This is a genomic window from Methylobacterium sp. E-045 (assembly GCF_022829685.1).
In the GTDB taxonomy this organism is placed as follows: Bacteria; Pseudomonadota; Alphaproteobacteria; order Rhizobiales; family Beijerinckiaceae; genus Methylobacterium.
In genome coordinates this window covers 63,155-88,558 of record NZ_JAKSYE010000099.1, presented here as the reverse complement: position 1 = coordinate 88,558, position 25,404 = coordinate 63,155, and the positions used below count along the sequence as shown (strand labels likewise).

Genomic DNA, 25,404 nt, shown 5'->3' with positions numbered 1-25,404 from the left:
TCAATCTGTTCCGATCATGGTAAACAAAGATTGAATGATGCGCCGCCGATGCCGTCCCGAACCTGCATGAAACAAAGTCTCCGCGACCTGCCCCAAAGGTCGGGCGGGCTGAGGCCCGGCGGACGGCCGCACGGGCAGGTCTCGATGGGTCGAACTCATCGGGGTCCGGTCGATGCGTTCACGACGATACGGGTTCCGCCACCCCGCGCCGCCCCCGGCGCAGGGCCAGCAGCATAACGAGGCCGGCACCGGCCATGGCGGCCCCGGCGAGGGGGACGGCCGGATAGCCGAGACCCGCGTCAATCACGCCGCCGCCGACGGCGGCACCGATGGCGTTGCCGAAGTTGAACGCACCGATGTTCATGGCCGAGGCGAGGTTGGGCGCTCCATGCGCCTGCTCCATCACCCGCATCTGCAGCGGCGGCACCAGGGCGAAGCTGGCGACACCCCAGAGGAAGATCAGGATCGCGGCCGGGACATCCCAACGCATGCCCCAGGCGAACAGGACCAGCACCGCCACCAGGCCGACCAGGGAGGCCACCAGCGTACCGTCCACCGAGCGGTCGGCAAAGCGCCCGCCGGCCCAGTTGCCCACGGTGAGACCGATCCCGTAGAGCACCAGCATCGCCGTCACGAACGGCGTCGCGGCCCCGGTCTCGATCCGCAGGATCGGCACGATGTAGGTGAACACCGTGAACATCGCGCTCGACCCCACCACCGTGAGGGCGAGGGCGGCGAGCACCGGCCCGCGCATGAGGACGCGGAGTTCCGCCTGCATGTCGCCGCCGGCCTCGGCCTCGAGGGGCGGCAGGGCCAGGCGCAGCGACAGCATAGCCACGGCCCCCACCGCGGCGATGCCCCAGAAGGCCGCGCGCCAGCCGAGCATCTCCCCGATCCAGGCCGCCAGGGGCACGCCGCCGATGGTGGCGATGGTGAGCCCCGAGAACATCGCGGCGACGGCGGCGGCGCGGCGCTCGGGGGGCACGATGCCCGCCGCCACCACTGCGCCGACCCCGAAGAACGCACCATGGTTCAGGGACGTGACGAGGCGGGCGACCACCAGCATCGCGTAGCTGTCGGCCACCGCCGAGAGAAGGTTGCCGAGGGTGAAGATGCCCATCAGCCCCACCAGCAGGCGGCGGCGCGGCATCCGGGCGGAGGCCAGGGTCATCAGCGGCGCGCCGAGGAGCACGCCCATCGCATAGGCGCTGACGACGAGGCCCGCCGCCGGGATCGAGACCCGCAGGTCGTTCGCGATCAGGGGCAGCATGCCCATCGGCGTGAACTCGGTGACGCCGATGCCGAAGGCACCGGCCGACAGCGCCAGCAGGGGAAGGTTGAGTCTCATGAGGGGTGCTTTCCGTCTGTTCCAGACCAGCACATGGCGGAGGACGGATCTCCCTGGTAGTACCGTGACGGGACCAACATCCGTGCGCCGGAGGCATCAATGCTGCGCGACAGGGTCGACCGGGCCGGTGACATGGCCCTCTTCCTCGCCGTGGCCCAGGCAGGCAGCCTGTCGGCGGCCGCGCGCCGGTTCGGCCTGACGCCGTCGGCCGTGAGCCGGGTGGTGGCGCGGATCGAAGCCCGGCTCGGCGTCCGCCTCCTCGTGCGCACCACGCGCTCTCTGCGCCTCACCGCCGAGGGCGAGACCTACGGACGGGCGGCGCGGCGCATCCTCGCCGATCTTGACGAGACCGAAGCGCAGATCGCCGACCAGGGCTGCCCGCGCGGCCGGGTCCGCGTCAGCGCCTCGCTGGCCCATGGACGACGGGTGGTGGTTCCCCTCATCGGCGATTTCGTCGCCCGCCATCCGGGGATCGTGGTGGAGATCGACCTCAGCGACGAGGTCGTGGACGTGATCGGCGGGAGGGCCGATCTGGCGATCCGGTTCGGGCCGCTGGCCGACAGCCCACTGACCGCCCGGCGCCTCGGCGAGACCGGGAGGATGGTCGTGGCCTCGCCCGCCTATCTCGCCCGCGCCGGCACGCCGCGGGTTCCGGCGGATCTGGCCGATCATAATTGCCTCGACTTCAACTTCCGCCGGATCGAGCCGGGCTGGCCGTTCCGCGAGGACGGGCGCGATCACCTCCTGGCGGTGCGGGGCAACGTCGCGGCGAACAACGGCGAGACCCTGGTCCAGCTGGCCGTGCAGGGCGTCGGCATCACCCGCGTCGGCACCTTCCATATTGCGGAGGATCTCGCGGCGGGCCGGCTCGTCCCGCTCCTGGAGGCGTACAATCCCCAGGACCGCGAGGCGATCCATGCGGTGTTCGTCGGCGGCCCGGCCATGCCCGCCCGCATCCGGGTCCTGGTGGATTTCCTCGCCGAGCGCATGGGCCGCGGCCAGAGGCCGGTTCCATGACGGTGTTCAGCCATGGGGCGTCCCGCACCGGGTCACGGGGGAGGCCGTCATGCACGCGTTCCTGATCGTCTCCGCAGAGGCGCAGGCCGTCGCGGCGGACTGGAAGGGGGCCTCAGCGGCGGCCCGGGCGAGCGGCTCGCATGCGCTGATCGTGGACGTGACCGGCCTCACAGCGCCGGCATTCCTCCCCGAGCGCGGACAGGACGCGCCGTTGATCTACCTGCGTTCGCGCGATCTGGAGCGCGACCTCCCGGCGATGATGGGTGCGGCACCGCACGGGATCGTTCTGCCCCGTTGCGAGGGCGCCCGCGACGTCATGCGTCTCGGCGCACGGCTCGCCGTCGAGGAGGCGATACAGGGGCTGGCCGATGGGGCGACGCGGATCCTCGCCCTCATCGAAACGGCAAGGGGCGCCCTGGCCCTGCACACCCTTGCGGATGCGGGTGAGCGTCTCGTCGGCATCGCCTGGGACGCCGAATCCGTGAGGGCCGAGATCGGGGTCCCCACCAGCCGCGATCGCGACGGCGGGCTGAAACCGCCCTTCGCGCAGGTCCGCTCCCTGGTTCTCCTCGCCGCCGCGGCGGCGAGGGTCGCGGCGATCGACACGGCATGCCCGCCGGAGAGCGACCTCGCACGCGAGGTCGAAGCGGCACGGAGCGACGGATTCGAGGCGAAACTCGTCTTCGAACCGGATCACGCAAGATTCGTCATCGCCCTCGGCGGTCCGGCCCCGGCCCCGTCCACGGACAACTGACGCATCAGCGGATGGGGCCGGGAAGCAGTCGCCTCCCGCGACAGTACTTCGGAAGGGCTTATTCGGCGTCTTCGCCGTCCCCATCCGCCAACGTCGCCCGAGCATCCGGCCCGCGCTGGGCGTCGGGCGAGACGACGTCGTGACTGACGGGGACCGCCGTCACTGCGGGGGCGGAGCGTGAGCCCGTATCCGCCAGCATCATCGAGGCGCTCACCGAGATCAGACCGGCGAGGGAGCGGAGATCGTCCGGCTGGCGCGGATCGCGCGAGACCAGCGCGGCCTCGCGCTGGAGGCGCAGGTTGCAAGCCTTGGTGGGCAGCCCGCCATCCGGCGTGCAGGCATCGTGCCGGGCGCAGGCCGCGTCGAGGGCGTCGATGGGCGGAAGCGGGGCGTTGTTGCCGGGACCACAGTAATTGCCATGGATCAGTATGGTCGGCGGGCGGGTCGTCGTTTGCGCCAGAGCCGGCGTCGCGAGAGTGGCGGCCAGCAGAAGCGGGGCGGTGAACTTGAGGAGCATGATATAACAACCTGTGCGAGCGCCCCCTCAGGCGTTTCGCGGAAAGGAGCCGCCGAACGACAGCTCGGCCCATTAAGACCTCGGGCCTTATCTTGGTTCCCACTTTGACACGACGCAGACCCCGGCCGCTCTCGTCATGGCTCAGCTTGCGCCGATCGTGGGAGGCTGGCCGAGCCGAGGCTACTGACCTGCTCCGGAAGGGCGCTTCAACTCGAAACGCGCCTCGTCGGTGACGCTGAAATAGTCGAAATAGCCACCGCGCAGGAGCGGATGCATCGCGCCGGTATCGACCCGGCCATCCTTGACGAAGGCATCGTCGACATAGATCGACACGACCTGGCCGATCACCAGGAAGTGACTGGCCTCGCTGCCGTCGAGAGGCGTCAGCGGGACGGTCTGGAGCCACCGGCATTCCAGGGCGGCGGGGGATTCGGCGACCCGCGGCGGACGCACCTTGCGCGACGGCACCGGAGTCAGCCCGGCCGCCACGAACTCGCTGTCGCCCCGGGCGAGGGGGGCCGAGGTGGCATTCATGGCCTCGCGCAGCCCGTAGGTGGCGAAGTTGCAGACGAACTCACCGCCCTCCTCCGCGAAGGTCATCGCGTCCTTGCGGCCTGAGGACGAGAACATCACCATGTCGGGGCCGGAGGCGATCGCGTTGAAGTAGGAATAGGGGGAAAGGTTGATCTGGCCGGCCGCGTTCATCGCGCTGATCCAGCCGATGGGCCGGGGGGCGACCAGGGCCTTCAGCGGATTGTGCGGCAGGGTGCGGTTCTCGGAATCGTAATGCATGGCGCCGCTCAGAATCGTGTGACGATGTCGGACAGGACGGGTCTCGGGCGGTCGCTCGGGACCTCGCGGGCACGGCCGACATGGATGAAGCCGGCCAGTTTCTCGCGCGGGTCGAGACCCAGGGTGTCGAGGATGCGGCGGTCGTAGGCGAACCACTCGGTCAGCCAGGCGGTGGCGAAGCCCGCGGCATTGGCCGCGACGACGAGGTTCATGCAGACGGCGCCCGCCGACAGCACCTGCTCCCATTCCGGGATCTTGACGTGGGGGGCGGCGCTGGAGACCACGGCGACCACCAGGGGGGCGTGGGCGAGGCGGTGGCGCTCCAGGTCGAGACGCTTGGCATCGGCCTCGGGATGATCCGCCGCATAGGCCTCCGCGATGGTGTCGCCCACGCGCAGGCGGGCGTCGCCCTCGATCACCAGGAAGCGCCAGGGGTTGAGCTTGCCGTGGTCGGGCACGCGGGAGGCGATGGTGAGGATCGCATCGAGCTCGCTCACACTCGGACCCGGCCCGTCGAGATTGACCGGCGGGACGGAGCGCCGGATGCGCAGGAGATCGAGTGTGTCGTTCCGCGACATGTCGGATATGCTGTCCATGAAACCTGCTGGGCGCGAATGAGGGACGCGGGGGGCAAAGCCGGGCGTGCGACCGGTCCGAGGCGAGCCGAGCCGCTTCGGCGATCGATAAGAAGCTTCGGCCTTGGAGCCGCCACGGTCCGGATCCAAAGCGGGGGGATCGCTTTCGGCAGAAAAACTGCGACACGCGAAAACATGCCGTGCGGTCCGCAGCTTGGCAATCGCCGCCATGCATGGCGGACCCGTGCGGGGTGGACCGGTGAAGGAGACAGCGGATGGGACCGGTGATGCGCGCGCTCGCGGTGACGGGAGCCATGGCGATGGCGGCGTTGTCGGCGCAGGCGCAGGAGCGCGATCCGTTCGGCGGCCGCAACGGCCCGGCCCTGCCCTCCCCTTCGATCACGGGGCCGCAATTGCCGAGCCCCCCCGTCGAGGGCGAGGCGCCGCTCACCCTCACCGCCCTGTTCGCGGGCAGCAACCAGCCGGTGCGCTCCGGCCTCGCCTGGCGCATCTACGAGGATCGCTCCGACGGGGTGCGGCCGAACATCGTCGCGCGCTCCGAGGCGGCCGATCCGAGCTTCACCCTCGCCCCCGGCGCCTATGTCGCCACCGTCACCTACGGCTTCGCCAGCGCCTCGAAGCGCATCACCATGGCGGGCGCGCCACTCAGCGACCGCCTGACGATCACCGCGGGGGCGCTCAAGCTCTCGGGTGCCATCGGCGACATGAAGATCACCCCCGCCGACCTCGCCTTCTCGGTCTTCGTGCCCATCGGCACCAATTCGGAAGGGCGCCTCGTGCGCAGCGGCGTCAAGGCGGGCGAGCTGATCCGCCTTCCGGAGGGGACCTACCATGTGGTCTCGAATTACGGGGAATCGAACGCGATCCAGCGCGCCGACCTCAAGGTCGAGAACGGCAAGGTCACCGACGCCACCCTCAACCACCGGGCCGCCACCGTCACCCTCAAGCTCGTGGCCGCCCCCGGCGCCGAGGCCTTCGCCGGGACCGCCTTCAGCGTGCTGACGCCGGGCGGCGACACGATCCGCGAGGCGATCGGCGCCTTCCCGCAGGTGACCCTGGCGGAGGGCGACTACGTCCTCATCGCCCGCCACGACGGGCAGGTCTTCACGCGCGAGTTCAAGGTGGAGAGCGGCATGGACCGGGACATCGAAGTGGTGGCGAAGGCCTCGTGATGCGCGCCGTCTACCTCTGTGTCGCCCTTCTCGCCGCCGGGGCCGCCACGGCGCAGACCGTCACCGACGGGTCGGACGCCACGATCGGGGCGGAGATGTCGGCGTCCGTGATGGCGCTGGTCGGCCGGGGGCTCAAGAGCCCGGCCGAGGCGCGCTACGGGCGGCTGCGCCGGGGCAAGGCGGACGCCGTCTGCGGCGAGGTCGACGTGACCAACAGGATGGGCGCCCATGTCGGCCCGCGCCCCTTCGTCGCCGATCCGGGATCGGACTTCGCCGGCATCATGCCCGACGCCGCCGAGATCCGGCACCCGTCGAGCATGGCGCAGTACCAGGGTTTCCAGCGCACGCTCGCGCTGCTGTCGGCGAATTGCGACGGGTGATCGTTTCGTCTTTCCCGCACTCGGCCTCATTCCGAAGTGATCGGATGGGATGAAACGGGGGCGGGGCGTCATCCCCCCACCACCGCCAGGCCCGCCCCCGCGACGGCCGTGAGCAGGACGACGATCCAGGGCGGGGCGGCCCCAATCGTCAGGAGCAGGAACGCGCCGGCCGCCACGGCAAAGTCGCGCGAGCCGAGGACGGAGCCGGTCCAGAGGGGATCGTAGAGCGCGGCGGCGAGAATCCCCACCACCGCCGCATTGGCGCCGCGCATGGCGGCCTGCGCGAGGGGTCTTTCGCGGACGGATTCCCAGAAGGGCAATGCCCCGTAGACCAGAAGCAAGGCCGGCAGGAACACCGCGACCAGGGCGATGGCAGCCCCGGCCGGACCGTTCGGCTGCGGTCCGAGGGCCGCGCCGAGATAGGCCGCGAAGGTGAAGAGCGGCCCCGGCACCGCCTGCGCCGCGCCGTAACCGGCGAGGAACGCATCCGGGCCGATCCAGCCGGTCTCGACCAGGGCCGTGCGCAGGAGCGGCAGCATCACGTGGCCGCCGCCGAAGACGAGGGCGCCGGAGCGGTAGAACGCATCGAACAGGGCGAGCCCCTGCGAGGACAGGGATTTTGCCAGGAACGGCGGGACCGCGAGGAACAGGCCGAACAGGAGAAGGGCCACCGCGCCGGCCCGGCGCGAGACCGGGATGCCGAGATGACCGCCCGCCGCCCCGGATGACCGGCGGCAGAGCACCAACCCGGCCACGGCACCGAGACCGATGCCGGCGACCTGACCGGACGATCCGGTCAGCACCGTGGTGAGGGCGAGGGCGGAAAAGGCGATGGCGGCGCGGGTGGCATCGGGCGCGAGGGTGCGGCCCATACCCCAGACCGCCTGCGCCACCACCGCCACCGCGACGAGCTTCAGCCCGTGGACGATCCCCGATCCGACCGGGGCGCCGAGGGCGTCCGCCCCATAGGCGAAGGCCACGAGGAGGAGCGCCGAGGGGAGGGTGAAGGCGGCCCAGGCGGCGAGCCCGCCGGCGAGGCCCCCGCCCCGCATCACCCCGAGGGAGAACCCGACCTGACTCGAGGCCGGCCCCGGCAGGAACTGGCACAGGGCCACGAGGTCGGCATAGGCCGCCTCGTCGAGCCAGCGGCGGCGATGCACGAACTCGGCGCGAAAGTAGCCGAGATGGGCGATCGGGCCGCCGAAGGCGGTGAGGCCGAGCTTGAGGAAGGCGAGAAAGACTTCCCGCACGGAACCCTCGCGGGCGGACAGGGGTGTCGACACGTCGGGGAACCTCGAGGGGCGGATGAGGGGGATGGCTCCCGGCTCCTACTCCAGCCCGCCGGCCTCGACGATGAAGCGGGCCACCGTGTCGGCGCCGTGGCCCTCGCGCAGGGACGAGAACACATAGGGCCGCGTGCCGCGCATGCGCCTGGTATCCGCCTCCATTACCCCGAGATCGGCGCCGACCATGGGGGCGAGGTCGGTCTTGTTGACGATGAGCAGGTCCGAGCGGGTGATGCCGGGACCGCCCTTGCGCGGGATCTTCTCGCCGCCGGCGACGTCGATCACGTAGAGGGTGAGGTCGGCGAGCTCCGGCGAGAAGGTCGCGGCGAGGTTGTCGCCGCCGGATTCGATAAGGATCAGGTCGAGCTTCGGAAACCGGCGGCGCATCTCGGCCACCGCCGCGAGGTTGATCGAGGCGTCCTCGCGGATCGCCGTATGCGGGCAGCCGCCGGTCTCGACGCCCATGATCCGCTCCTCGGGCAAGGCGCCGGCCACGGTGAGGATGCGCGCATCCTCCTTGGTATAGATGTCGTTGGTGATGGCGCAGATCTCGAAGCGATCGCGGAAGCGTTTGCAGAGCTGCTCCATCAGCGCGGTCTTGCCGGAGCCGACGGGGCCGCCGATGCCGACGCGCAAGGGGCCGTTCGGGGAGGGACCGTTCAGTGAGGTCATAACGGGGTCTTTCACGAGCGGAAAATCCGGGAGTACTGGGTCTCGTGCCGGGCCGAGCCGAGATCGAGGCGCAGGGTCGCGGTGCCGATCTCCTCGAGGCTCAGGGGCGGGATGGTCGCGGCTAGGGCCGCCACCCGGGGCGTCAGGGCGGCGATCACCCGCGTGCCGGCGCTCTGGCCGATGGGTGCGCAGCGGAGCGCCGCCGAGACGAGATTCTGCAGGACGGCGAGGCCGAACCCGGCGAGCACCGGGGCGAGCGCCATGCGGTGGGCGCCGGCCGAAAGCCCCACCGCCACCGGGTAGGCCGCCTCGCCGGGCAACGCCTCGCTCAGCCGGTCGAGGTCCGGGATGTTCCAGGCGGCGCGGGTGGCGTCGAGGAAGCTGCGGCCCTGCTGCGTCGTCTCGAGGTGGAGTTCGCGCGTGGGCGCCAGGGCGACGGCGAGGTCGTTGATCTCCACCAGCGCCGGGACGTCCCCCGCCTCCGCGGCGGCATGGGCATGGGCCAGAAGAATCAGGTCGGTGCGCACCGCGCCCCGTTCGAGCACGTCGCCGAGCCACCCCAGGAGCGAGGCCTCGCCGCCGACATCGCCGCATTCCACCGCCCATTCGAGCCCGTGCGAATAGGCATAGGCCCCGACGGGATAGCCCGGCGAGAGCCAGGCCATGAGCCGGACGGTGTCGATCATCGGGGATCATCCCTCATGGCGCCGGGCGCCCTTCCCTGGAAGCCCTGCCCGCCACCGGCCCAAGGGGGTAGAGGATGAGGGCAGAGGACGAGGCTCAACCCGGCACCGCGTCGTGGTCGTGCGGATGAGGGTGGTCGTGACCATGGGCATGTTCGTGGGCATGGTCATGATCGTGGGCATGGCCATGCCCGTGGTGGTGCCCGGCGGCATCGCCGGCATAGGCGCCGCCCTCGGGCCGGAACGGACGCTCCACCGGCTCGGCCGAACCGCCAAGGCCCCGCACCATTTCGGCCAGCACGTGGTCGTGGGCGATGTAGACCGCGTCCGCGCCGATCTCGGCCGGGATGTGCCGGTTGCCGATGTGCCAGATCAGGCGCTTGAGGGCGAGGTCGTCGGCGGCCCGGATTTCGAGCAGGCGCTCCGGCGCAGCCTCGACCCAGACGAGGCGGCCGTCCTGCAGCACCAGGGCGTCGCCGTCGTCGAGAACCGTCGGCTCGGGCAGGTCGAGCAGGAAGGACAGGCCGCCGACCCCGCGCATGGCCATGCGCCGGCGATGGCGGTCGCCATGGTCGAGGACGATGCGGTCGACGATCTCGCCGGAGAGCGAGTCGCGGCGCAGGACGCGGGTGGCGCGGATCATGGCTCGCGACGTTTCCACCAATTCGCGCCGCGGATGGCGTCGTCCCCGTAAGGATCGGGCAGGAATCCGATCGTCAAGATCTCGTCCTCCAGGAACGGGCAGCCGTCGGGAAAGGTGTCGTCGAACAATCCGCTCTCGAGCACCGCCCTTGCCTTGGCCACGGGGTAGATCTCCGCCACCAGCGTCGGGACCAGGGGGCGAAGGCTCGGATTGTCTTCGAGGATGTCCGCGACGCGCAATCTCTGGATATCGAGCGTCGCGGCCCAGCCATGGCAACGCAGATCGACCTGCTCCGTCCAGCGCAGCAATCCGGTGAGGATGACACCGAGGCGCGCCCGCAAGGCGCGACGCTCGCGCAGACCGAGGTCATGGACCAGGCGCGTGAGATTCGCGCGGTCGATATCGGCCGAACGCGCCTCCCGGAGTGCGGCGGCCTGGGTCTCGGCCCAGGCGCTCAGGTCGACCGCCTCGATCTCAGTCCCGGTCTTCGTATCGATTTCCATCATCACGGTTCGAAGTCCGGATCCAGGATCTGCTCCAAGGCGAAGGGATTGGATGTGGGGAAGCGTATTTCCTCCAGGAAGGTCTCGCGCGACGCGGTGTGAACGGCATCGCGGTAGACCTCCGGCAGGATCTCGCCGGGAAGTCGGGCAAGGCTCGGATTGCGCTCGATCAGGCGCGCGATCTGTCGACGCTGCTCGCGCAGCGTCCGGCGCCAACTGGGGGATGCCCGCTCCGGCTGAACGCGAAACCTGAGAAGATGCGCGATCAGGATCTCGAGACGGGACGCGATCGCCGCCCGCTGGCTCCGGCCCAAGCTTTCCACCTCATCGATCAGGTTGACGACATCGAGCGCCCTGTCCTCGCGCGTCGTCAGGGCACGCGCCTGCACCTTGGTCCAGGCGTAGAAATCCCGCTCGTAGAGATTGTCTGCCAGCGGCTTCAGCGCGGCGTTCGACATCGGGAGCCTCCTGCCAATGGACTCCACCCTACCTCAAAACAGGAAATACCGCTGCGCCATGGGCAGCACCTCGGCTGGCTCGCAGACCAGGAGCTCGCCGTCGGCGCGCACGTCGTAGGTTTCGGGGTCGATCTCGATGGTCGGCGTGGCGTCGTTGAGGATCATGCTCTTCTTCGAGATGCCGCCGCGCACGTTCTCCACGGCGACGAGCCGCTTCTGCACCCCGAGCCGCTCGCCCAATCCGTCCTCGATGGCGGCCTTCGAGACGAAGGTGAGCGCCGTGGCGAAGGGCGAGCGCCCGATCGCCCCGAACATCGGACGGTAATGCACCGGCTGGGGCGTGGGGATCGAGGCGTTGGGGTCGCCCATGGGCGCGGTGGCGATCATGCCGCCCTTGATGACGAGATCCGGTTTCACCCCGAAGAAGGCCGGCGTCCACAGCACGAGATCGGCGAGCTTGCCCGCCTCCACCGAGCCGACATGGGCCGAGACGCCATGCGCGATGGCCGGGTTGATCGTGTATTTCGCGATGTAGCGGCGGGCGCGCAGGTTGTCGTTGCCGGAGGCATCGCCGGGCAGGCTGCCGCGCTGGCGCTTCATCTTGTCCGCCGTCTGCCAGGTGCGGATGACGACCTCGCCGACCCGGCCCATGGCCTGGCTGTCCGAGGACATCATCGAGAGCGCGCCGATGTCGTGCAGGATGTCCTCGGCGGCGATGGTCTCCTTGCGGATGCGGCTCTCGGCAAACGCCAGATCCTCGGGAATCGCCGGGTCGAGGTGGTGGCAGACCATGAGCATGTCGAGATGCTCGTCGATGGTGTTCTTCGTATACGGGCGCGTGGGGTTGGTCGACGAAGGCAGGACGTTCGTCAGCCCCGCCACCTTCATGATGTCCGGCGCGTGGCCGCCCCCCGCCCCTTCCGTGTGGAAGGCGTGGATGGTCCGCCCGGCGAAGGCCCGGATCGTGTCCTCGACGAAGCCGGATTCGTTGAGCGTGTCAGAATGGATCATCACCTGCACGTCGTGCAGATCGGCCACGGTGAGACAGGTGTCGATGGCCTGGGGCGTGGTGCCCCAATCCTCGTGCAGCTTGAGGGCGCAGGCCCCGGCGCGGACCATCTCGACGAGGCTCTCGGGCCGCGAGGCGTTGCCCTTGCCGGCGAAGGCGAGGTTCATCGGAAACGAGTCCGCCGCCTCGATCATCCGTGCGAGGTGCCACGGGCCGGGCGTGCAGGTGGTGGCGAAGGTGCCGTGCGCTGGGCCGGTGCCGCCGCCGAGCATGGTGGTGACGCCCGAGCACAGGGCTTCCTCGATCTGCTGCGGGCAGATGTAGTGGATGTGGCTGTCGAACCCGCCGGCCGTGAGGATCTTGCCCTCGCCCGCGATCACTTCGGTGCCGGGACCGACGACGATGTCGACGCCCGGCTGGATATCCGGGTTGCCGGCCTTGCCGAGCTTGAAGATTCGCCCCTTCACGATGCCGACATCGCATTTCACCACGCCCCAGTGGTCGAGGACCACGGCGTTGGTGATGACGGTGTCCACCGCGCCGTCGGCATTCGTCACCTGCGACTGCCCCATCCCGTCGCGGATGACCTTGCCGCCGCCGAACTTCACCTCCTCGCCGTAAGTGGTGTGGTCGCGCTCCACCTCGATGACGAGGGAGGTGTCGGCCAGCCGGATCTTGTCGCCGGTGGTGGGGCCGAACATGTCAGCATAGGCAGCGCGGGGAAGGCTCGCGGGGCGCGGGGTGTTGGACATCAGGCGGCCTCTCGTGCCTCTGCGACGGCGCGGTCGAAAAGAGCGTCGAGCGCCGCGTTGACGCCGCGACAGCCGGCGACGACCTCTTTCGCCCAATCGATGTAGCTCGCCACGCGCTCCGCGCCCCAATCGTCCGGAGGGCTCACCACGAGCGAATGCAGGTTGCTGATCTTGTCCGCGATCTTGAGGGCGCGGGCGCCGGGCGACTTGTGCGGCGCCCGCTCGACCTGGAGACGCTTGCGCTCGGCCTTGGGCAGCGACTTGTCGTCGGTGACCTCGGCCACGAGTTCGGCGACGCGCCGGCCGAACAGTTGCTCGATCTCCTCGTTGCTCGTCCCGGTATCCTCCACCGTGTCGTGGAGCCAGCCCGCCGCCACCAGATCGGCATCGGGCGCTTCGGCGGTGGCGGCCAGGAGCGAGGCCACCTCGGCGAGGTGGTTCACGTAAGGCTCGCGCGCCGCGCCCTTCCGGGTCTGCCCCACGTGACGCCGCGCCGCGAACTCGGCGGCACGGGTCACGAGGAGGATGCCGTCGCGCAGACGGGATGTCTCGTCGGTCATAGGGACCCCATCACGTCACCCCGGAACCCGTAGACCGTCCGTGCTCCCAGCAGCGGCACCAGGGCGACCTCCCGCGTGGCGCCCGGCTCGAACCGCACCGCCGTGCCCGGCGCGATGTCGAGGCGCTGGCCCCTCGCCTTCTCGCGCTCGAAGGTCAGGCCCGGATTCACCTCGTAGAAATGGTAGTGCGAGCCGACCTGGATCGGCCGGTCGCCCACATTGGACACGGCGAGCAGGGTGCGGGGCGCGCCGTCGTTGAAGACGATCTCGCCGGGCAGCGTCGTCACCGTGCCCGGCACATCCGCCGAGGGCGCGCCGCGGATCGGATGATGGACGGTGACGAGCTTGGTGCCGTCGGGAAAGGTCGCCTCCACCTGGATGTCGTGGATCATCTCGGCGATGCCCTCCATCACCTGGTCGGCGGTCAGCACATGGGCGCCCGCCTGCATCAGTTCGGAAACCGAGCGGCCGTCCCGCGCGCCCTCGACCACGGCGTCGGTGATGAGCGCGATCGCCTCCGGGTAGTTCAGCTTGACGCCGCGGGCGAGCCGGTTGCGGGCGACCTGGGCGGCCATGGCGACGAGGAGCTTGTCCTTTTCGCGTGGGGTCAGGAGCACGGGAAACCTCGGGTGTTGGTCGCGGGCGGCGGGGTGCAGGCAAGGAGCGTGCGCGGGTCGCTTCCTAGGGAGCCGGGACCACCGTCGTCGTCAAGCGCAGGTTGAGGGCTTTCAGAACGCGCATGGTCGTATCGAGGCTCGGATTGCCCTCGTCGGACAGGGCCCGGTACAAGCTCTCGCGGGAGAGACCCGTCTCTCTGGCGATCTGGGTCATGCCGTGAGCGCGCGCAGCAACGCCGAGCGCATGCCGCAGGAGGGTGGCGTCTCCCTCCTCGAACGCGGCGGCCAGATATTCGGCCACAGCTTCATCGGTGTCGAGATAATCCGCCGAATCATAGGGCTGGGTCTTGGTCATCGCTCATTCCTTGCGGAGTTCTCGCTTTAGGAGTCTCACCTCACACGGTCCGCGCGATCGCCTTGGCCCGAGCGATGTCGCGATCCTGGCTTCCTTTGTCGCCGCCGCACAGGAGAATCACGAGAGCCTCGCCCCGACGAACGAAATAGATCCGGTAGCCGGGCCCATAATCAATTCTCAGTTCGCTCACGCCCTCTCCGACCGGCTTTACATCGCCAGGATTGCCATGGGCGAGACGGTCGAGGCGCAGCGCGATCCGTGCCGTCCGTGCCGTTGCGCGTGTGTCGCGAAGGCCCCTGAGCCAACCGTCGAACACGTCGGTGCGGCGCATGTCCATGATTGAGGAATGTAGCTCATGGACTACGTTTCTACAATCGATAGAGCAGGTGCGATCTGGATCGAGGGGACTGGTCGTGGCAGGACTGTGCGTCGAACGTCCATATGTCCATCCGAACGGCAGGCCCCGTGACCTATCCCCGCGACCTCGTCGGCTACGGCCGCAACCCGCCGCATCCGCGCTGGCCGAACGGTGCGCGGATCGCGGTGCAGATCGTGCTCAACTACGAGGAGGGCGGCGAGAACTGCATCCTGCACGGGGACGCGGCCTCGGAGGCGTTCCTGTCGGAGATCGTGGGCGCGCAAGCCTGGCCGGGCCAGCGGCACATGAACATGGAATCGATGTTCGAATACGGGTCGCGCGCCGGGTTCTGGCGGATCTGGCGGCTGTTGCAGGCGCGAAACATCCCCGTCACCGTGTTCGGCGTCGCCACGGCGCTGGCCCGTCATCCCGATATCGCCGCGGCCATGAAGGAGGCCGATTGGGAGATCGCGTGCCACGGCCTGAAATGGATCGACTACCGCGACTTCACCCGCGAGGAGGAGAAGGCGCATATGACGGACGCGATCCGCATCCACACGGAGATCACCGGCGAGCGGCCGCTCGGCTGGTACACCGGCCGCTCCTCGGTCCACACCCTCGATCTCGGGGTGGAAGCCGGCTTCACCTGGCTCGCCGATTCCTACGCCGACGACCTGCCCTACTGGATCGAGGCGCCGAGCGGGCGGGGCCTCGTGGTGCCCTATACCCTCGACGCCAACGACATGCGCTGCGTCGCCCTGCAGGGATTCAACACCGGCGACCACTTCTTCACCTACCTGCGCGACACGTTCGATGCCCTCTACGAAGAAGGCGGGACGGCGCCGAAGATGATGTCGGTGGGGCTGCATTGCCGCCTCGTCGGACGGCCGGGCCGGATCGGGGCGCTGGCCCGCTTCCTTGATCATATCGCCGCCCATAAGGACGTATGGGTGGCACGTCGGATCGACATCGCCCGGCACTGGATCGACCATCACCCGGCGGGGTCATGACCGTGTGCGATTGGAAGAGATACTTTCTTTTCGCCCATGCATTGGCACTCATCCCAGTGCTCGTTCAGCCTGCCGTCGCGAAGAAGACGAAAGCAGCATCGGATTTGAAAGGTTGCTGGACGAAGGATATGAAGCCTCGGAATTTGGAGGGCGATGAAAATCCGGGCAGCGAAACACTCTGCTTCGGGAGAAGCGGCAGACTTGGAACAAGCATATACTCTCGTGCCCACAAAGAAGCTTTTCAAAGTGAGGGCCAGTATCGCGGTTCCCAGACCGAATTAGAAATCTTGGGCTTTCCTGGTGATGGGTGGGTCGGTAGCAAACCACTTGAGAGGTGCACCTATTCCTTCGGGTCAGGCGCCGAGACGATGAACCTGAGCGACTGCAGCCTTGTGGGAGAGTGGAGGAGGACGTGTCGGGCGGTTTCAGCCGACCTGTCCTGCGCTCCTTGAGTGTGACGATACCGGACGAACAGGCGCATTCGCGATCGACATGCGTCGTGACGGTGTCGCCTCGGTCGGGGCGCCAGGAGACGACCACGTGCCGCTGATCGCAGACAAGCCCCCCGCCCGCCGCCGCCGCAAGGACGGCGAGGCGCGGCGCGAGGCGATCCTCGATGCGGGGCTGGAGATCTTTTCGGGGGTCGGCCTGCACGGGGCGAGCCTGGACCGCCTCGCCGAGCGGGCCGGGCTGTCGAAGGCCAACCTGCTCTACTACTTCCCCTCGAAGGAGGAGCTGTATCTGGCGGTGCTCCGCCGCGTCCTCGACGTCTGGCTCGACCCGCTGCAGGAACTCGACGCCGACAGCGATCCGGCCGAGGCGATCCGGGCCTATATCCGCGCCAAGCTCACCCTGTCGCGGGACGCGCCGCAGGCCTCGCGGCTGTTCTGCCTGGAGATCGTCCAGGGCGCGCCGCTCCTGCGGGCCGAACTCGAAGGCCCCCTGCGCGGGCTGGTGGAGAGCAAGGCGGCGATCCTGCGCGGCTGGATCGACCAGGACCGCATCGGTGCCCACGACCCGCACCACCTGATCTTCTCGATCTGGGCGATCACCCAGCACTACGCCGATTTCGCGGTCCAAGTGGATGCGGTCACCGGCCGGAGCCTCGACGAACCCGACTTCTTCGAGAGCACCGTGTCGCGCACGCAGGCCCTGATCCTCGCGAGTCTGGGCCTGCGATAGGCATCGGAAAGCGAGCCTATTTCTTCGAGGCGAGATACGCGATCACATCGTCGATCTTCTTGTCGTCGGGATAGCCGGCGAACACCATCTTCGTCCCCGGCACCTTGGCCTTCGGGTTCTTCAGCCATTCGTGCAGGTTCGCCTCGTCCCAGGTGATGCCCGACGCCTTGAGCGGGGCCGAGTAGGAATACCCGTCGAGGGAGGCCGCCTTGCGCCCGACCACCCCGGTCAGGTCCGGGCCGACGCCGTTCTTGCCGAAGGCATGGCAGGCCTTGCAGGGCGCGAATGCCTTCTCGCCGGCGGCGGCATCGCCTTCGGCGTGGGCCGCCATCGGAAGCAGCATCGCGGCGAGAGCACCGAGCATCGGGTAGCGCATGGGGTTTCCTCTCCGGGTTGTTTTGAATAACTCCAGATTACTGACCCCGTCTCCCCCGAAGGCAATGTCCGAGAGGGCGGCCTCACGAAAACGTGTCGCCGCCCGGGAAAAGCCCGAGAAGATTCGCGTATCCGCCGCGCGTTTCAGCAGAAGCCGCCTCCCGGCTGGGCAGATCGAAGAGAGTTTGAGCAAACGGCTGAAATATCGGATTTCGAGTTTGACCATATGGTCCAAACAGCTACCGTTCATCACCGAACGGGGCGATCACGGCACGATCCGTTCGCAACCTTGACCGGGATTGGATCCCTTCGTCCAATCTCCGCCAGACTAGCGAGGCGGTCATGAATGTCGGCGTCTTCATTCCCATCGGCAACAACGGCTGGCTCCTGTCGGAGAACGCGCCGCAATACAGGCCGAGCTTCGAGCTCAACAAGCAGGTGGTGCTGAAGGCCGAGGGTTACGGGCTCGATTTCGCCCTGTCGATGATCAAGCTGCGGGGCTTTGGCGGCAAGACCGAGTTCTGGGACCACAACCTCGAATCCTTCACGCTGATGGCGGGCCTCGCTGCGGTGACGAGCCGGATCAAGCTCTTCGCCACCGCCGCCACCCTGTGCATGCCCCCCGCCATCACCGCGCGGATGGCCTCCACCATCGATTCCATCTCCGGCGGGCGCTTCGGACTCAACCTCGTCACCGGATGGCAGCGGCCGGAATACGCGCAGATGGGCCTGTGGCCCGGCGACGAATACTTTTCACGGCGCTACGAATACCTCTCAGAATACGCCCAGGTACTGCGCGATCTGTGGGAGACGGGGTCCTGCGACCTCAAGGGCGAGTTCTTCCAGATGGACGATTGCCGGCTCTCGCCCCGGCCCCAGGCCGACATGAAGATCATCTGCGCCGGCCAATCCACCGCCGGGATGGAGTTCACCGCCCGATACGCCGACTACAATTTCTGCTTCGGCAAGGGCGTGAACACGCCGACAGCCTTCGCCCCCACGGTCGAGCGGCTGGAACTCGCCAAGGCCGCGACGGGCCGAGACGTGTCGTCCTACGTGCTGTTCATGATCATCGCCGCCGAGACCGACGAGGAGGCCCGCGCCACCTGGGACCATTACAAGGCGGGCGCGGATCAGGAGGCCATCGCCTGGCTCGGGGTCCAGGGGGCGGCCGATACCAAATCCGGCTCGGACACCAACGTGCGCCAGATGGCCGACCCGACCTCGGCGGTGAACATCAACATGGGCACCCTGGTCGGCTCCTACGCGGAGGTGGCGCGGATGCTCGACGAGGTCGCCACCGTGCCCGGCACCGAGGGCGTGCTCCTGGTGTTCGACGACTTCCTCGAAGGGCTCGACGCCTACGGCACCCGCATCCAGCCGCTGATGCGATCGCGGGCGCATGTCACCGCCGATGCCGTGCCGATGGCGAAGGTGGCGTGATGGTCGCCGGCTATCACGACCCGGCCGGCCGCCATGGCGGCATCACCCTCCCGGCCCGGCCCGAGCCGATCGCCTTCGACGCCGAGGCCACCGCCCTCATCGTCGTCGACATGCAGAACGCCTATGCCACCAAGGGCGGCTATCTCGATCTCGCCGGGTTCGACGTCTCGGCGACCGGGCCGGTGATCGAGAAGATCGCGACGGCGGTCGCCGCCGCGCGCAAGGCCGGGATCAGGATCGTCTGGTTCCAGAACGGCTGGGACCCGGACTATGTGGAGGCCGGCGGGCCGGGCTCGCCGAACTGGCACAAGTCCAACGCCCTCAAGACCATGCGCAGCCGTCCCGATAGGAACGAGCGGCTGCTCGCCAAGGGAAGCTGGGACTACGCCCTGGTGGATGCGCTGGTGCCCGACCCCGGCGACATCGTGCTGGGAAAGCCGCGCTACAGCGGCTTCTACAACACCCAGCTCGACAGCCTGCTGCGCTCAGCCGGCATCCGCACCCTGGTCTTCACCGGCATCGCCACCAACGTCTGCGTGGAATCGACCCTGCGCGACGGCTTCTTCCTCGAATATTTCGGCATCGTGCTGGCCGACGCCACCCATCAGGCGGGGCCGGACAGCCTCCAGGCGGGAGCGCTCGCCAATATCGAGACCTTCTTCGGCTGGGTCTCGGACGTGGCGAGTTTCGAAGCGGCCCTGGGCGAGACCGCGATGTAGGGCTCCCCTCCCTCCCCCTTGTGGGGAGGAGAGATCGGCGGCACGGCCTCGATCGCGCTGCCGTCGAACACCGTCCTTTCTGCAGCGGAGACGTCCAGGACCATGCCCAAGACCGTGATCATTCCCCCCGGTACCGGCAAGCCCCTCGCCCCCTACGTGCCGGGCACCCTCGCCGACGGCGTGCTCTACGTCTCCGGCACCCTGCCGCTGGATGCCGACGCCAACGTCGTCCATGTGGGCGATGCGGGCGCCCAGACCCGCCACGTGCTGGAGACGATCAAGGGCGTCGTCACCGCGGCCGGCGGCACCATGGACGACGTCACCTTCAATCACATCTTCCTGAAGGACTGGGCCGATTACGCCGCGATCAACGCGGTCTATGCCACCTACTTCCCCGGCGAGAAGCCGGCGCGCTACTGCATCCAGTGCGGCCTGGTGAAGCCCGACGCCCTCGTCGAGATCGCCTCCATCGCGCATGTGGGCAAGCCGTGAGCGCAGCCCTCCACCACGAGGTCCACGGGGCCGGAGCGCGCACCCTCCTGCTCTCGCCCGGTCTCGGCGGCTCCTGCGGCTATTTCGCGCCGCAGATCCCGGCCCTGGCCGAGCGCTTCCGGGTGGTGGGGTACGATCATCGCGGCACCGGGCGTTCGCCCGCTGCCCTGGAGGAGGGCCACGACATCGCGGCGATGGCCCGCGACGCGCTCGGGGTGCTGGATGAGCTCGGCATCGCCACCGCCGACATCGTCGGCCATGCGCTGGGCGGCCTGATCGGCCTTGAGCTCGCCCGTACCCATCCCGACCGGGTCGGGCGTCTCGTGGTCGTCAACGGCTGGGCCAGGGCCGATCCGGCGACGAAACGCTGCTTTGCCGCCCGCAAGGCGCTGCTGACCCATGCCGGACCGGAGGCCTACGTGGCGGCGCAGGCCATCTTCCTCTATCCCGCTCCCTGGCTGTCGCTCAACGCCGGACGGGTGGCGGCGGACGAGGCCCATGCCCTGGCGCATTTCCCGGGGTCCGAGAACACGTTCCGGCGGATCGCGGCGCTCGAGGCCTTCGATCTCAGCGATCGTCTCGCCGACATTCCGCACGAAACTCTGGTGATGGCAGCGGAAGACGACGTGCTGGTGCCCTATCTGTGCTCGGAACGGCTCGCGGCCGGCCTGCCCGACGCCAGGCTGGATCTGGCCAAGAGCGGCGGCCACGCCCATAGCGTGACGCAGGCGGAGGCGTTCAACCGCACCCTCCTCGCCTTTCTCGACCGACCCTGAGCGGGTTCGCATGAGCAAGCCAACGCTCCACCTCGCTCAAGCCTCCGACGTGTCGCAGGTCTTGGAACGCAAAACCGGTGACCATTTTTGCTAGACCTGCCTAGAGGACAGCCCCGGCCATGACCGAGACGACGATGCCCCCGGTCGAAGCCGGCGCCTTCCGCGAGGCGATGTCGCATCTGGCCAGCTCGGTCCATCTCGTCACCAGCGATGGACCGGGGGGACGGGCGGGCTTCACCGCCTCCTCCGTCTGCAGCGTCAGCGACGCGCCGCCGACCCTCCTCGTCTGCATCAACCGCACCTCCTCGGCCTATGCGGCGGTGAGCGCCAACGCGGTCCTGTGCGTGAACACCCTGTCGGGCGAGCAGGCCGGCATCGCGGGCGCGTTCGGGGGCCGCACCCCCATGGACGAGCGCTTCGCCGCCGGGGCGTGGGGCGAACTCACCACCGGGGCGCCGGTGCTGGAGGGAGCGCTCGCCGCCTTCGATTGCCGCATCGTCGCGCGCCATGCCGTCGGCAGCCACGACGTGCTGTTCTGCGAGGTGGTGGATCTCGCGGAGCTCGGTAGCGGACAGGGCCTCGTCTATGCCGGCCGGCGCTATCACACCGTACCCGTGTCATCGCCGGTGTCACCCGTATCCGCCCGGAAGGCGGACGGCCTGCTGGGGGCGCTCTGACGCCGCACTCCGAACGATGCGGCCCATCCGGCCGTTCGTGCGCACGGGTTCGACGAGCAGGCGGATGTTGATTTATCCACCGGGGCTGCTTACCGCAGAGCCATTAAACGGCGGCGGACTTGTCCTGCTCCACGGCATCGGACCGAAGAACCGGGTTCGACCGGGTGCGCCAAGCTCTCCATTTGCATCGGGCATTCGAAATACACGTTCCGACCCTAAACACGGGGCGAGACCGTAGAAACGGTTGTATCGTTTCGGCGTTCTTCACCAATGGTGCCGTAGGGTCGAGCGTGCGATTTCGTGGGGGACCTGCTTGGCTCGGCACCATACCTTCCTCGAACGCCTGTTCGATCTGAAGCCCTATGCCTCGGCCGTCAGCACCGCCCTGCTGGGCTGGCATCCGGCCCTGCGGCGGAGCACGGGTTACTTCCCGGATTTCGCCTGGCCGGCCGACCGCGCGCAGGTGATCAGCGACGAGACCCGGAGGCATCGCCTCTACGCCCCGGGATACGACGCGGCGCGGGCCATCGTCATGCGCCACAACGCCGATGTGATGAACGGGCTGGAGACGGCCTGCACGGAGGACACCACCCGCACGATGATCGCCGGGATCGGCGACGTGCTGATTCCCGGCCACACCGTGATCCCCGCCGATTTCGACACGGGCCGCCAGGTCGCCCTCGGCCAGCGGGGCCAGGCGCGCTGGGCCTTCTGCCATCCCGCCCCGATCGGCTTCAGAAAGGTCGTCGTGAGGGAGCGCTGCCTGGCGATCCCGCCCGTCTTCCATTACGGCCATCTCCTCACCGACGTGCTGATGCCGATCTGCGAGGCCGTGCGCGTCGGCGCCATCGACAAGCGGGAGGAGACGGTGTTCGTCACCGCCTCCCATCCGCCCCTCGTCGCCGCCTTCCTCGATGGGCTGAAGGCGCTCGGCTATCCGATCCGGCAGCTCGTGCTCAGGGCGACGGACCATGTGGTCGCGGAGCGCTATCTCTATGCCCGGAGCCATTGCCCCAATATCGAACGGATCTTCGGCGTTCCCCAGGCGCTGGATACGGCACGGGCCATCTTCCGCGCGGCCTATCGGGGGCATCCGGTCACGCCGCCGGCCTCGAAGCTCTATCTCCGGCGCCGCAACCAGCGCCTGCGTGTCGTGGAGGGCGAGGACGCGCTGGTCGAGCGGCTGGAACGCGCGGGCTTCCGCATCTTCGAGCCGGGATGGGGCAACCATGCCGAGCAGATGGCGGCGATATCGGGGGCCGACGTGGTGACCGCCGTGCATGGCGCCGCCCTGGCCAACACGATCTTCTGCAAGCCCGGCGCCACCGTCGTCGAGCTGATGGCCTCGACCTCCCGCAAGAGCACCGTGCTTCACTGGGCGAGCGAGGGCGGGGCCGGCTACGTGCCGATCCTGGGCGGCCCGGAGGGCTCCCGGCAATCCTTCGCGATCGATCCCGCGGCAACGGCGGAGGCCATCCTCCGCGCCGTGGAGACCGCACCGAGACTCCCTGCCGGGGGGCGTGACGCATGACGATTCCGGACACTTCGGCACGCGGCCTCGCGGGGCGGAACGCCCTCTGCGTGGCCGGCTACCTCCTGCTTCTGGTCTCCGCCTATTTCATCGCCAAGAACCTCTCGGCCAAGCTGATGATCGCGGGCCTCGTCGCCATCGCCGTGAGCGATCCGACGCTTCTGCGCGAACGCCTGCCGCGCCCCCTGGAATGGGGGCTCGCCGTGCTCGCGGGCTTCGCCGCCTGGACGGTGCTCGGCCTTCTCGTCAACCGCGTCCCCCTGGGGCCGGCGAGCGATGCGGTGGCGAATTTCGCGCTCCTGGCCGTCGCGCTCCTCGCGGGACGCCGCCTGCTCGCCTGCTGCGGCCTCCGCTTCATCCTGGGCGCGCTCTTCGCCGTGGCCAGCCTCAGCGCCCTCCTGACCCTCGTCCTGCATTTCGGCGGGGGCCTCTCCTTCGCGGACAGGCTCGTGCCGCTGGGCCGGCCGTCCAACTCCATCCCGGGAGCCGGCGGCCTCTGCATCGCCCTGATCGGCATCGTCGCCCTCCTCGGCGACCGGTCACGTCCTACCACACCCGCGACGCTCGCCCTCGTCGCCCTGGCCGCGCTGCCGATCGTCGTGGCCGTGGCCATGACCCAGAGCCGCGGCCCCATCCTCGCGACGATCGTCGCCCTGGCGGCGACGCGGCTGGCATGGCGTCCGAACGATTGGCGCCTCACCGGCGGGCGCCTCTTCGCGGTGGCCCTCCTGGCCTGGAGCCTCACCACGGCGTTGATCGTGATCGAGCCCTGGCTGAGAGCGATGCTCTGCGTCGACCAGTCGAATTTCTGCCGCCCCTCCAGCCGCCAGCAGATCTGGACCTGGGTGTTCGAGCATATCTCGCAGCGGCCGCTGCTCGGTTTCACGCCCGTCTTCCGCTTTGCCGATTCGCTCTTCAACCACGCCCATAACGGCCTGTTCGGCACGGCGATGTATTTCGGCGTTCCGGCCTTGGTGGCCGCTCTGGCGATGACCTTCGTCTATTGCCGTCACCTCGCGACCGTCGACGAAGCGCTCTCGAGATTCTGCGGCACCGCGCTGATCTTCAGCTTCGGCTATATGGGATCGGACCTTCCCAACCCGTTCTCGTTCGTGAACATGCATTTCTTCTTCCTCTGGCTGCCCATCGCCTTCGCCTTGGCGGGGCGGTCGGAGGAGGCCGCGACCGGGCCGGGCTAGGGCTGCGCCCGACCAAGTCGGGTCGGGACACCTCTCCAGGCCTTCGTCGTGCGGCGCCCCTCTTCGCCGAACCGGCATCCATGTCGGGGGAGAGCGCTCAGGCCATCCGCTCCCTGGGATGCGCCTGCCACGCTCCTTGCATCACGCGATGTGCATTACGCGACCCCACCGTCCGGAGACGACGCGATCATGGCAGCCGAACCCTATTTCCCCGTCTGGCGCGGCAAGGATGCGACGTCCGAGGCCACGGACGTCATGCCCGACGAGCGCCTGCCAGCGGGCCAGACCGTGCTCCTCGGCTTCCAGCACGTGGTGGCGATGTTCGGTGCCACCGCCCTGATGCCGATCCTGATGGGGTTCGACCCCAACCTGGCGATCTTCTTCTCCGGGATCGGCACGCTGATCTTCTTCGTCGCCACGGGAGGCCGGGTGCCGAGCTATCTCGGCTCGTCGGCGGCCTTCGTCGGGGTGGTGATCGCGGCCACGGGCTATGCCGGGGCGGGGCCGAACCCCAACATCGCCGTGGCGCTCGGCGGCATCGTCGCGGCGGGCCTGCTCTACGGCCTCGTCGGCGCCGTCATCGGCCTCGTCGGCTATGCCTGGGTGGAGCGCGTGATGCCCCCGGTGGTGACCGGCGCGGTGGTGGCCGCCATCGGCCTCAACCTCGCGCCGATCGCCACGCGGATCATCTCGGCCTCCGCCTTCGACACCTGGTTCGGCCTCCTGACGGTGGTCATCGTCAGCGTCATCACCATCTACGCGCCCGGCCTCGCCCGACGCCTGCCGATCCTGATCGGAGCGGCCCTCGCCTACCTGCTCTATCTCCTCCTCGCCAACGGGTTCGGTCTCGCCAAACCCATCGATTTCTCCGCCGTCCTGGCCGCCCCCTGGATCGGCGTGCCGGGCTTCGTGGCGCCGGTCTTCGACCCCAAGGCGATCGCCCTCATCGCCCCGGTCTTCGTGGTGCTGATCGCCGAGAATCTCGGCCATATCAAAGCCATCGGCGCGATGACGAGCCGCAATCTCGACCCCTACATCGCCCGCGCCTTCCTCGGCGACGGCTTCGCCACCATGCTGTCCGGCGGGCTCGGCGGCACCGGGGTGACGACCTATGCGGAGAATATGGGCGTCATGGCCATGACCCGGATCTACTCGACCCTGGTCTTCGTGGTCGCCGGCTTCACCGCGATCCTGTTCGGCCTGTGCCCGAAATTCGGGGCGCTGATCCTGACCCTGCCGGTGCCGGTGATCGGCGGCCTCTCGGTGGTGGTGTTCGGGCTGATCGCGGCCACCGCCGGGCGGATCTGGGTGGAGAACCGGGTGGACTTCGCCAATGCCCGCAACCTCCTCACCGTGGGCGTCGCCGTGGTGCTGGGCGCGGGCGACCTCACCCTGAAAATCGGCTCCTTCGCCTTCGGCGGCATCGGCACCGCCACTTTCGGGGCCATCCTGATCTATCACCTCCTCGGCATGACGAGGATCGAGCGGGCCTCCGAGGCCGGACGCGTGCGGGTGTGACGACGGCCCG

The 25,404-nt window shown here is 68.8% G+C and carries 29 protein-coding genes and 1 pseudogene; 14 read left to right on the top strand and 16 right to left on the bottom strand.

Annotated features, from left to right (window positions below):
- Window positions 1–178 precede the first annotated feature (178 nt).
- Window positions 179–1,348 (bottom strand): MFS transporter, encoded by a 1,170-nt coding sequence (locus MKK51_RS20025; protein ID WP_243980119.1) that lies wholly within the window; start codon window positions 1,346–1,348, stop codon window positions 179–181.
- 99 nt (window positions 1,349–1,447) lie between these two features.
- Here MKK51_RS20025 and MKK51_RS20020 point away from each other — a divergent pair, with 99 nt between their 5' ends.
- Both MKK51_RS20020 and MKK51_RS20015 read left to right on the top strand, forming a co-directional pair.
- A complete protein-coding gene (locus MKK51_RS20020; protein ID WP_243980114.1) occupies window positions 1,448–2,365 on the top strand; it encodes a LysR family transcriptional regulator in 918 nt (305 codons plus the stop codon).
- A gap of 49 nt (window positions 2,366–2,414) precedes the next feature.
- Entirely contained in the window at window positions 2,415–3,119 is a 705-nt protein-coding gene (locus MKK51_RS20015; RefSeq protein WP_243980113.1) for an aldolase/citrate lyase family protein, read from the top strand.
- A 58-nt stretch (window positions 3,120–3,177) separates the two neighbouring features.
- Here the strand turns inward: MKK51_RS20015 and MKK51_RS20010 are convergent, their stop codons facing one another.
- From MKK51_RS20010 to MKK51_RS20000, 3 genes are all read right to left on the bottom strand, one after another.
- Window positions 3,178–3,636, bottom strand: coding sequence for a hypothetical protein (locus MKK51_RS20010; RefSeq protein WP_243980100.1), 459 nt, complete (start codon window positions 3,634–3,636; stop codon window positions 3,178–3,180).
- Between the two features lie 180 nt (window positions 3,637–3,816).
- Window positions 3,817–4,428: a flavin reductase family protein gene (locus MKK51_RS20005; protein ID WP_243980098.1), complete on the bottom strand. Its 612-nt coding sequence runs from the start codon at window positions 4,426–4,428 to the stop codon at window positions 3,817–3,819.
- Between the two features lie 8 nt (window positions 4,429–4,436).
- Entirely contained in the window at window positions 4,437–5,024 is a 588-nt protein-coding gene (locus MKK51_RS20000) for a nitroreductase (RefSeq protein ID WP_243980096.1), read from the bottom strand.
- 254 nt (window positions 5,025–5,278) lie between these two features.
- On the opposite strand from MKK51_RS20000, the gene MKK51_RS19995 reads away from it, so the two are divergent.
- A complete protein-coding gene (locus MKK51_RS19995; protein ID WP_409565731.1) occupies window positions 5,279–6,196 on the top strand; it encodes a hypothetical protein in 918 nt (305 codons plus the stop codon).
- Complete coding sequence (locus MKK51_RS19990; RefSeq protein WP_243980095.1) at window positions 6,196–6,576, top strand: hypothetical protein; 381 nt, start codon at window positions 6,196–6,198, stop codon at window positions 6,574–6,576. The genes MKK51_RS19995 and MKK51_RS19990 overlap by 1 nt, the downstream gene beginning before the upstream one ends.
- A 68-nt stretch (window positions 6,577–6,644) precedes the next feature.
- On the opposite strand, the gene chrA is transcribed toward MKK51_RS19990, so the two are convergent.
- The 11 genes from chrA to MKK51_RS19935 all read right to left on the bottom strand — a co-directional run bounded on the left by chrA (window position 6,645) and on the right by MKK51_RS19935 (window position 14,451).
- Complete coding sequence (gene chrA, locus MKK51_RS19985; RefSeq protein WP_243980093.1) at window positions 6,645–7,859, bottom strand: chromate efflux transporter; 1,215 nt, start codon at window positions 7,857–7,859, stop codon at window positions 6,645–6,647.
- Window positions 7,860–7,904: 45 nt separating this feature from the next.
- Window positions 7,905–8,534: an urease accessory protein UreG gene (ureG, locus tag MKK51_RS19980; protein WP_243980084.1), complete on the bottom strand. Its 630-nt coding sequence runs from the start codon at window positions 8,532–8,534 to the stop codon at window positions 7,905–7,907.
- 11 nt (window positions 8,535–8,545) lie between these two features.
- Complete coding sequence (locus MKK51_RS19975; protein WP_243980082.1) at window positions 8,546–9,220, bottom strand: urease accessory protein UreF; 675 nt, start codon at window positions 9,218–9,220, stop codon at window positions 8,546–8,548.
- A gap of 94 nt (window positions 9,221–9,314) precedes the next feature.
- Entirely contained in the window at window positions 9,315–9,860 is a 546-nt protein-coding gene (locus MKK51_RS19970; protein WP_243980080.1) for an urease accessory protein UreE, read from the bottom strand.
- Window positions 9,857–10,366 (bottom strand): DUF29 domain-containing protein, encoded by a 510-nt coding sequence (locus tag MKK51_RS19965; RefSeq protein ID WP_243980070.1) that lies wholly within the window; start codon window positions 10,364–10,366, stop codon window positions 9,857–9,859. The genes MKK51_RS19970 and MKK51_RS19965 overlap by 4 nt, the downstream gene beginning before the upstream one ends.
- The gene (locus MKK51_RS19960) at window positions 10,366–10,821 is read right to left on the bottom strand and encodes a DUF29 domain-containing protein (RefSeq protein ID WP_243980068.1); all 456 of its coding nucleotides are present in this window, start codon (window positions 10,819–10,821) and stop codon (window positions 10,366–10,368) included. Before MKK51_RS19960 ends, MKK51_RS19965 begins: the two co-directional genes overlap by 1 nt.
- Before the next feature lie 33 nt (window positions 10,822–10,854).
- The gene (gene ureC / locus MKK51_RS19955) at window positions 10,855–12,582 is read right to left on the bottom strand and encodes an urease subunit alpha (protein WP_243980044.1); all 1,728 of its coding nucleotides are present in this window, start codon (window positions 12,580–12,582) and stop codon (window positions 10,855–10,857) included.
- Window positions 12,582–13,142 carry an HD domain-containing protein gene (locus MKK51_RS19950; protein ID WP_243980042.1) on the bottom strand — a complete coding sequence of 187 codons (561 nt, stop codon included), beginning with the start codon at window positions 13,140–13,142 and terminating at the stop codon, window positions 12,582–12,584. The genes ureC and MKK51_RS19950 overlap by 1 nt, the downstream gene beginning before the upstream one ends.
- The gene (locus MKK51_RS19945; protein WP_243980040.1) at window positions 13,139–13,759 is read right to left on the bottom strand and encodes an urease subunit gamma; all 621 of its coding nucleotides are present in this window, start codon (window positions 13,757–13,759) and stop codon (window positions 13,139–13,141) included. The genes MKK51_RS19950 and MKK51_RS19945 overlap by 4 nt, the downstream gene beginning before the upstream one ends.
- Before the next feature lie 64 nt (window positions 13,760–13,823).
- On the bottom strand, window positions 13,824–14,114 hold the full coding sequence (locus MKK51_RS19940) for an addiction module antidote protein (RefSeq protein WP_243980031.1): 291 nt from the start codon (window positions 14,112–14,114) through the stop codon (window positions 13,824–13,826).
- A gap of 40 nt (window positions 14,115–14,154) precedes the next feature.
- On the bottom strand, window positions 14,155–14,451 hold the full coding sequence (locus tag MKK51_RS19935; RefSeq protein ID WP_279601234.1) for a type II toxin-antitoxin system RelE/ParE family toxin: 297 nt from the start codon (window positions 14,449–14,451) through the stop codon (window positions 14,155–14,157).
- 104 nt (window positions 14,452–14,555) lie between these two features.
- Between MKK51_RS19935 and puuE the strand changes: the two are divergent.
- Window positions 14,556–15,473 (top strand): annotated as a pseudogene (gene puuE / locus MKK51_RS19930) (allantoinase PuuE); the annotation flags it as partial.
- Between the two features lie 549 nt (window positions 15,474–16,022).
- Complete coding sequence (gene rutR, locus MKK51_RS19925; RefSeq protein WP_243980029.1) at window positions 16,023–16,664, top strand: HTH-type transcriptional regulator RutR; 642 nt, start codon at window positions 16,023–16,025, stop codon at window positions 16,662–16,664.
- 16 nt (window positions 16,665–16,680) lie between these two features.
- On the opposite strand, the gene MKK51_RS19920 is transcribed toward rutR, so the two are convergent.
- Window positions 16,681–17,040, bottom strand: a complete 360-nt coding sequence (locus tag MKK51_RS19920) for a c-type cytochrome (protein WP_243980028.1) — start codon at window positions 17,038–17,040, stop codon at window positions 16,681–16,683.
- 341 nt (window positions 17,041–17,381) lie between these two features.
- Between MKK51_RS19920 and rutA the strand changes: the two genes are divergently transcribed.
- From rutA to MKK51_RS19880, 8 genes are all read left to right on the top strand, one after another.
- The gene (rutA, locus tag MKK51_RS19915) at window positions 17,382–18,482 is read left to right on the top strand and encodes a pyrimidine utilization protein A (RefSeq protein ID WP_243980025.1); all 1,101 of its coding nucleotides are present in this window, start codon (window positions 17,382–17,384) and stop codon (window positions 18,480–18,482) included.
- Window positions 18,482–19,201, top strand: coding sequence for a pyrimidine utilization protein B (gene rutB / locus MKK51_RS19910; RefSeq protein ID WP_243980023.1), 720 nt, complete (start codon window positions 18,482–18,484; stop codon window positions 19,199–19,201). Before rutA ends, rutB begins: the two co-directional genes overlap by 1 nt.
- A gap of 102 nt (window positions 19,202–19,303) precedes the next feature.
- Window positions 19,304–19,693, top strand: coding sequence for a pyrimidine utilization protein C (gene rutC, locus MKK51_RS19905; protein ID WP_243980021.1), 390 nt, complete (start codon window positions 19,304–19,306; stop codon window positions 19,691–19,693).
- The gene (rutD, locus tag MKK51_RS19900; protein ID WP_243980019.1) at window positions 19,690–20,469 is read left to right on the top strand and encodes a pyrimidine utilization protein D; all 780 of its coding nucleotides are present in this window, start codon (window positions 19,690–19,692) and stop codon (window positions 20,467–20,469) included. The genes rutC and rutD overlap by 4 nt, the downstream gene beginning before the upstream one ends.
- Before the next feature lie 119 nt (window positions 20,470–20,588).
- Window positions 20,589–21,146 carry a flavin reductase gene (locus MKK51_RS19895; protein WP_243980017.1) on the top strand — a complete coding sequence of 186 codons (558 nt, stop codon included), beginning with the start codon at window positions 20,589–20,591 and terminating at the stop codon, window positions 21,144–21,146.
- Between the two features lie 313 nt (window positions 21,147–21,459).
- Complete coding sequence (locus MKK51_RS19890) at window positions 21,460–22,677, top strand: glycosyltransferase family 61 protein (RefSeq protein WP_243980016.1); 1,218 nt, start codon at window positions 21,460–21,462, stop codon at window positions 22,675–22,677.
- Window positions 22,674–23,876 (top strand): O-antigen ligase family protein, encoded by a 1,203-nt coding sequence (locus MKK51_RS19885; protein WP_243980014.1) that lies wholly within the window; start codon window positions 22,674–22,676, stop codon window positions 23,874–23,876. The genes MKK51_RS19890 and MKK51_RS19885 overlap by 4 nt, the downstream gene beginning before the upstream one ends.
- A 189-nt stretch (window positions 23,877–24,065) precedes the next feature.
- Window positions 24,066–25,394: a solute carrier family 23 protein gene (locus MKK51_RS19880; protein ID WP_243980012.1), complete on the top strand. Its 1,329-nt coding sequence runs from the start codon at window positions 24,066–24,068 to the stop codon at window positions 25,392–25,394.
- Window positions 25,395–25,404: the final 10 nt, after the last annotated feature.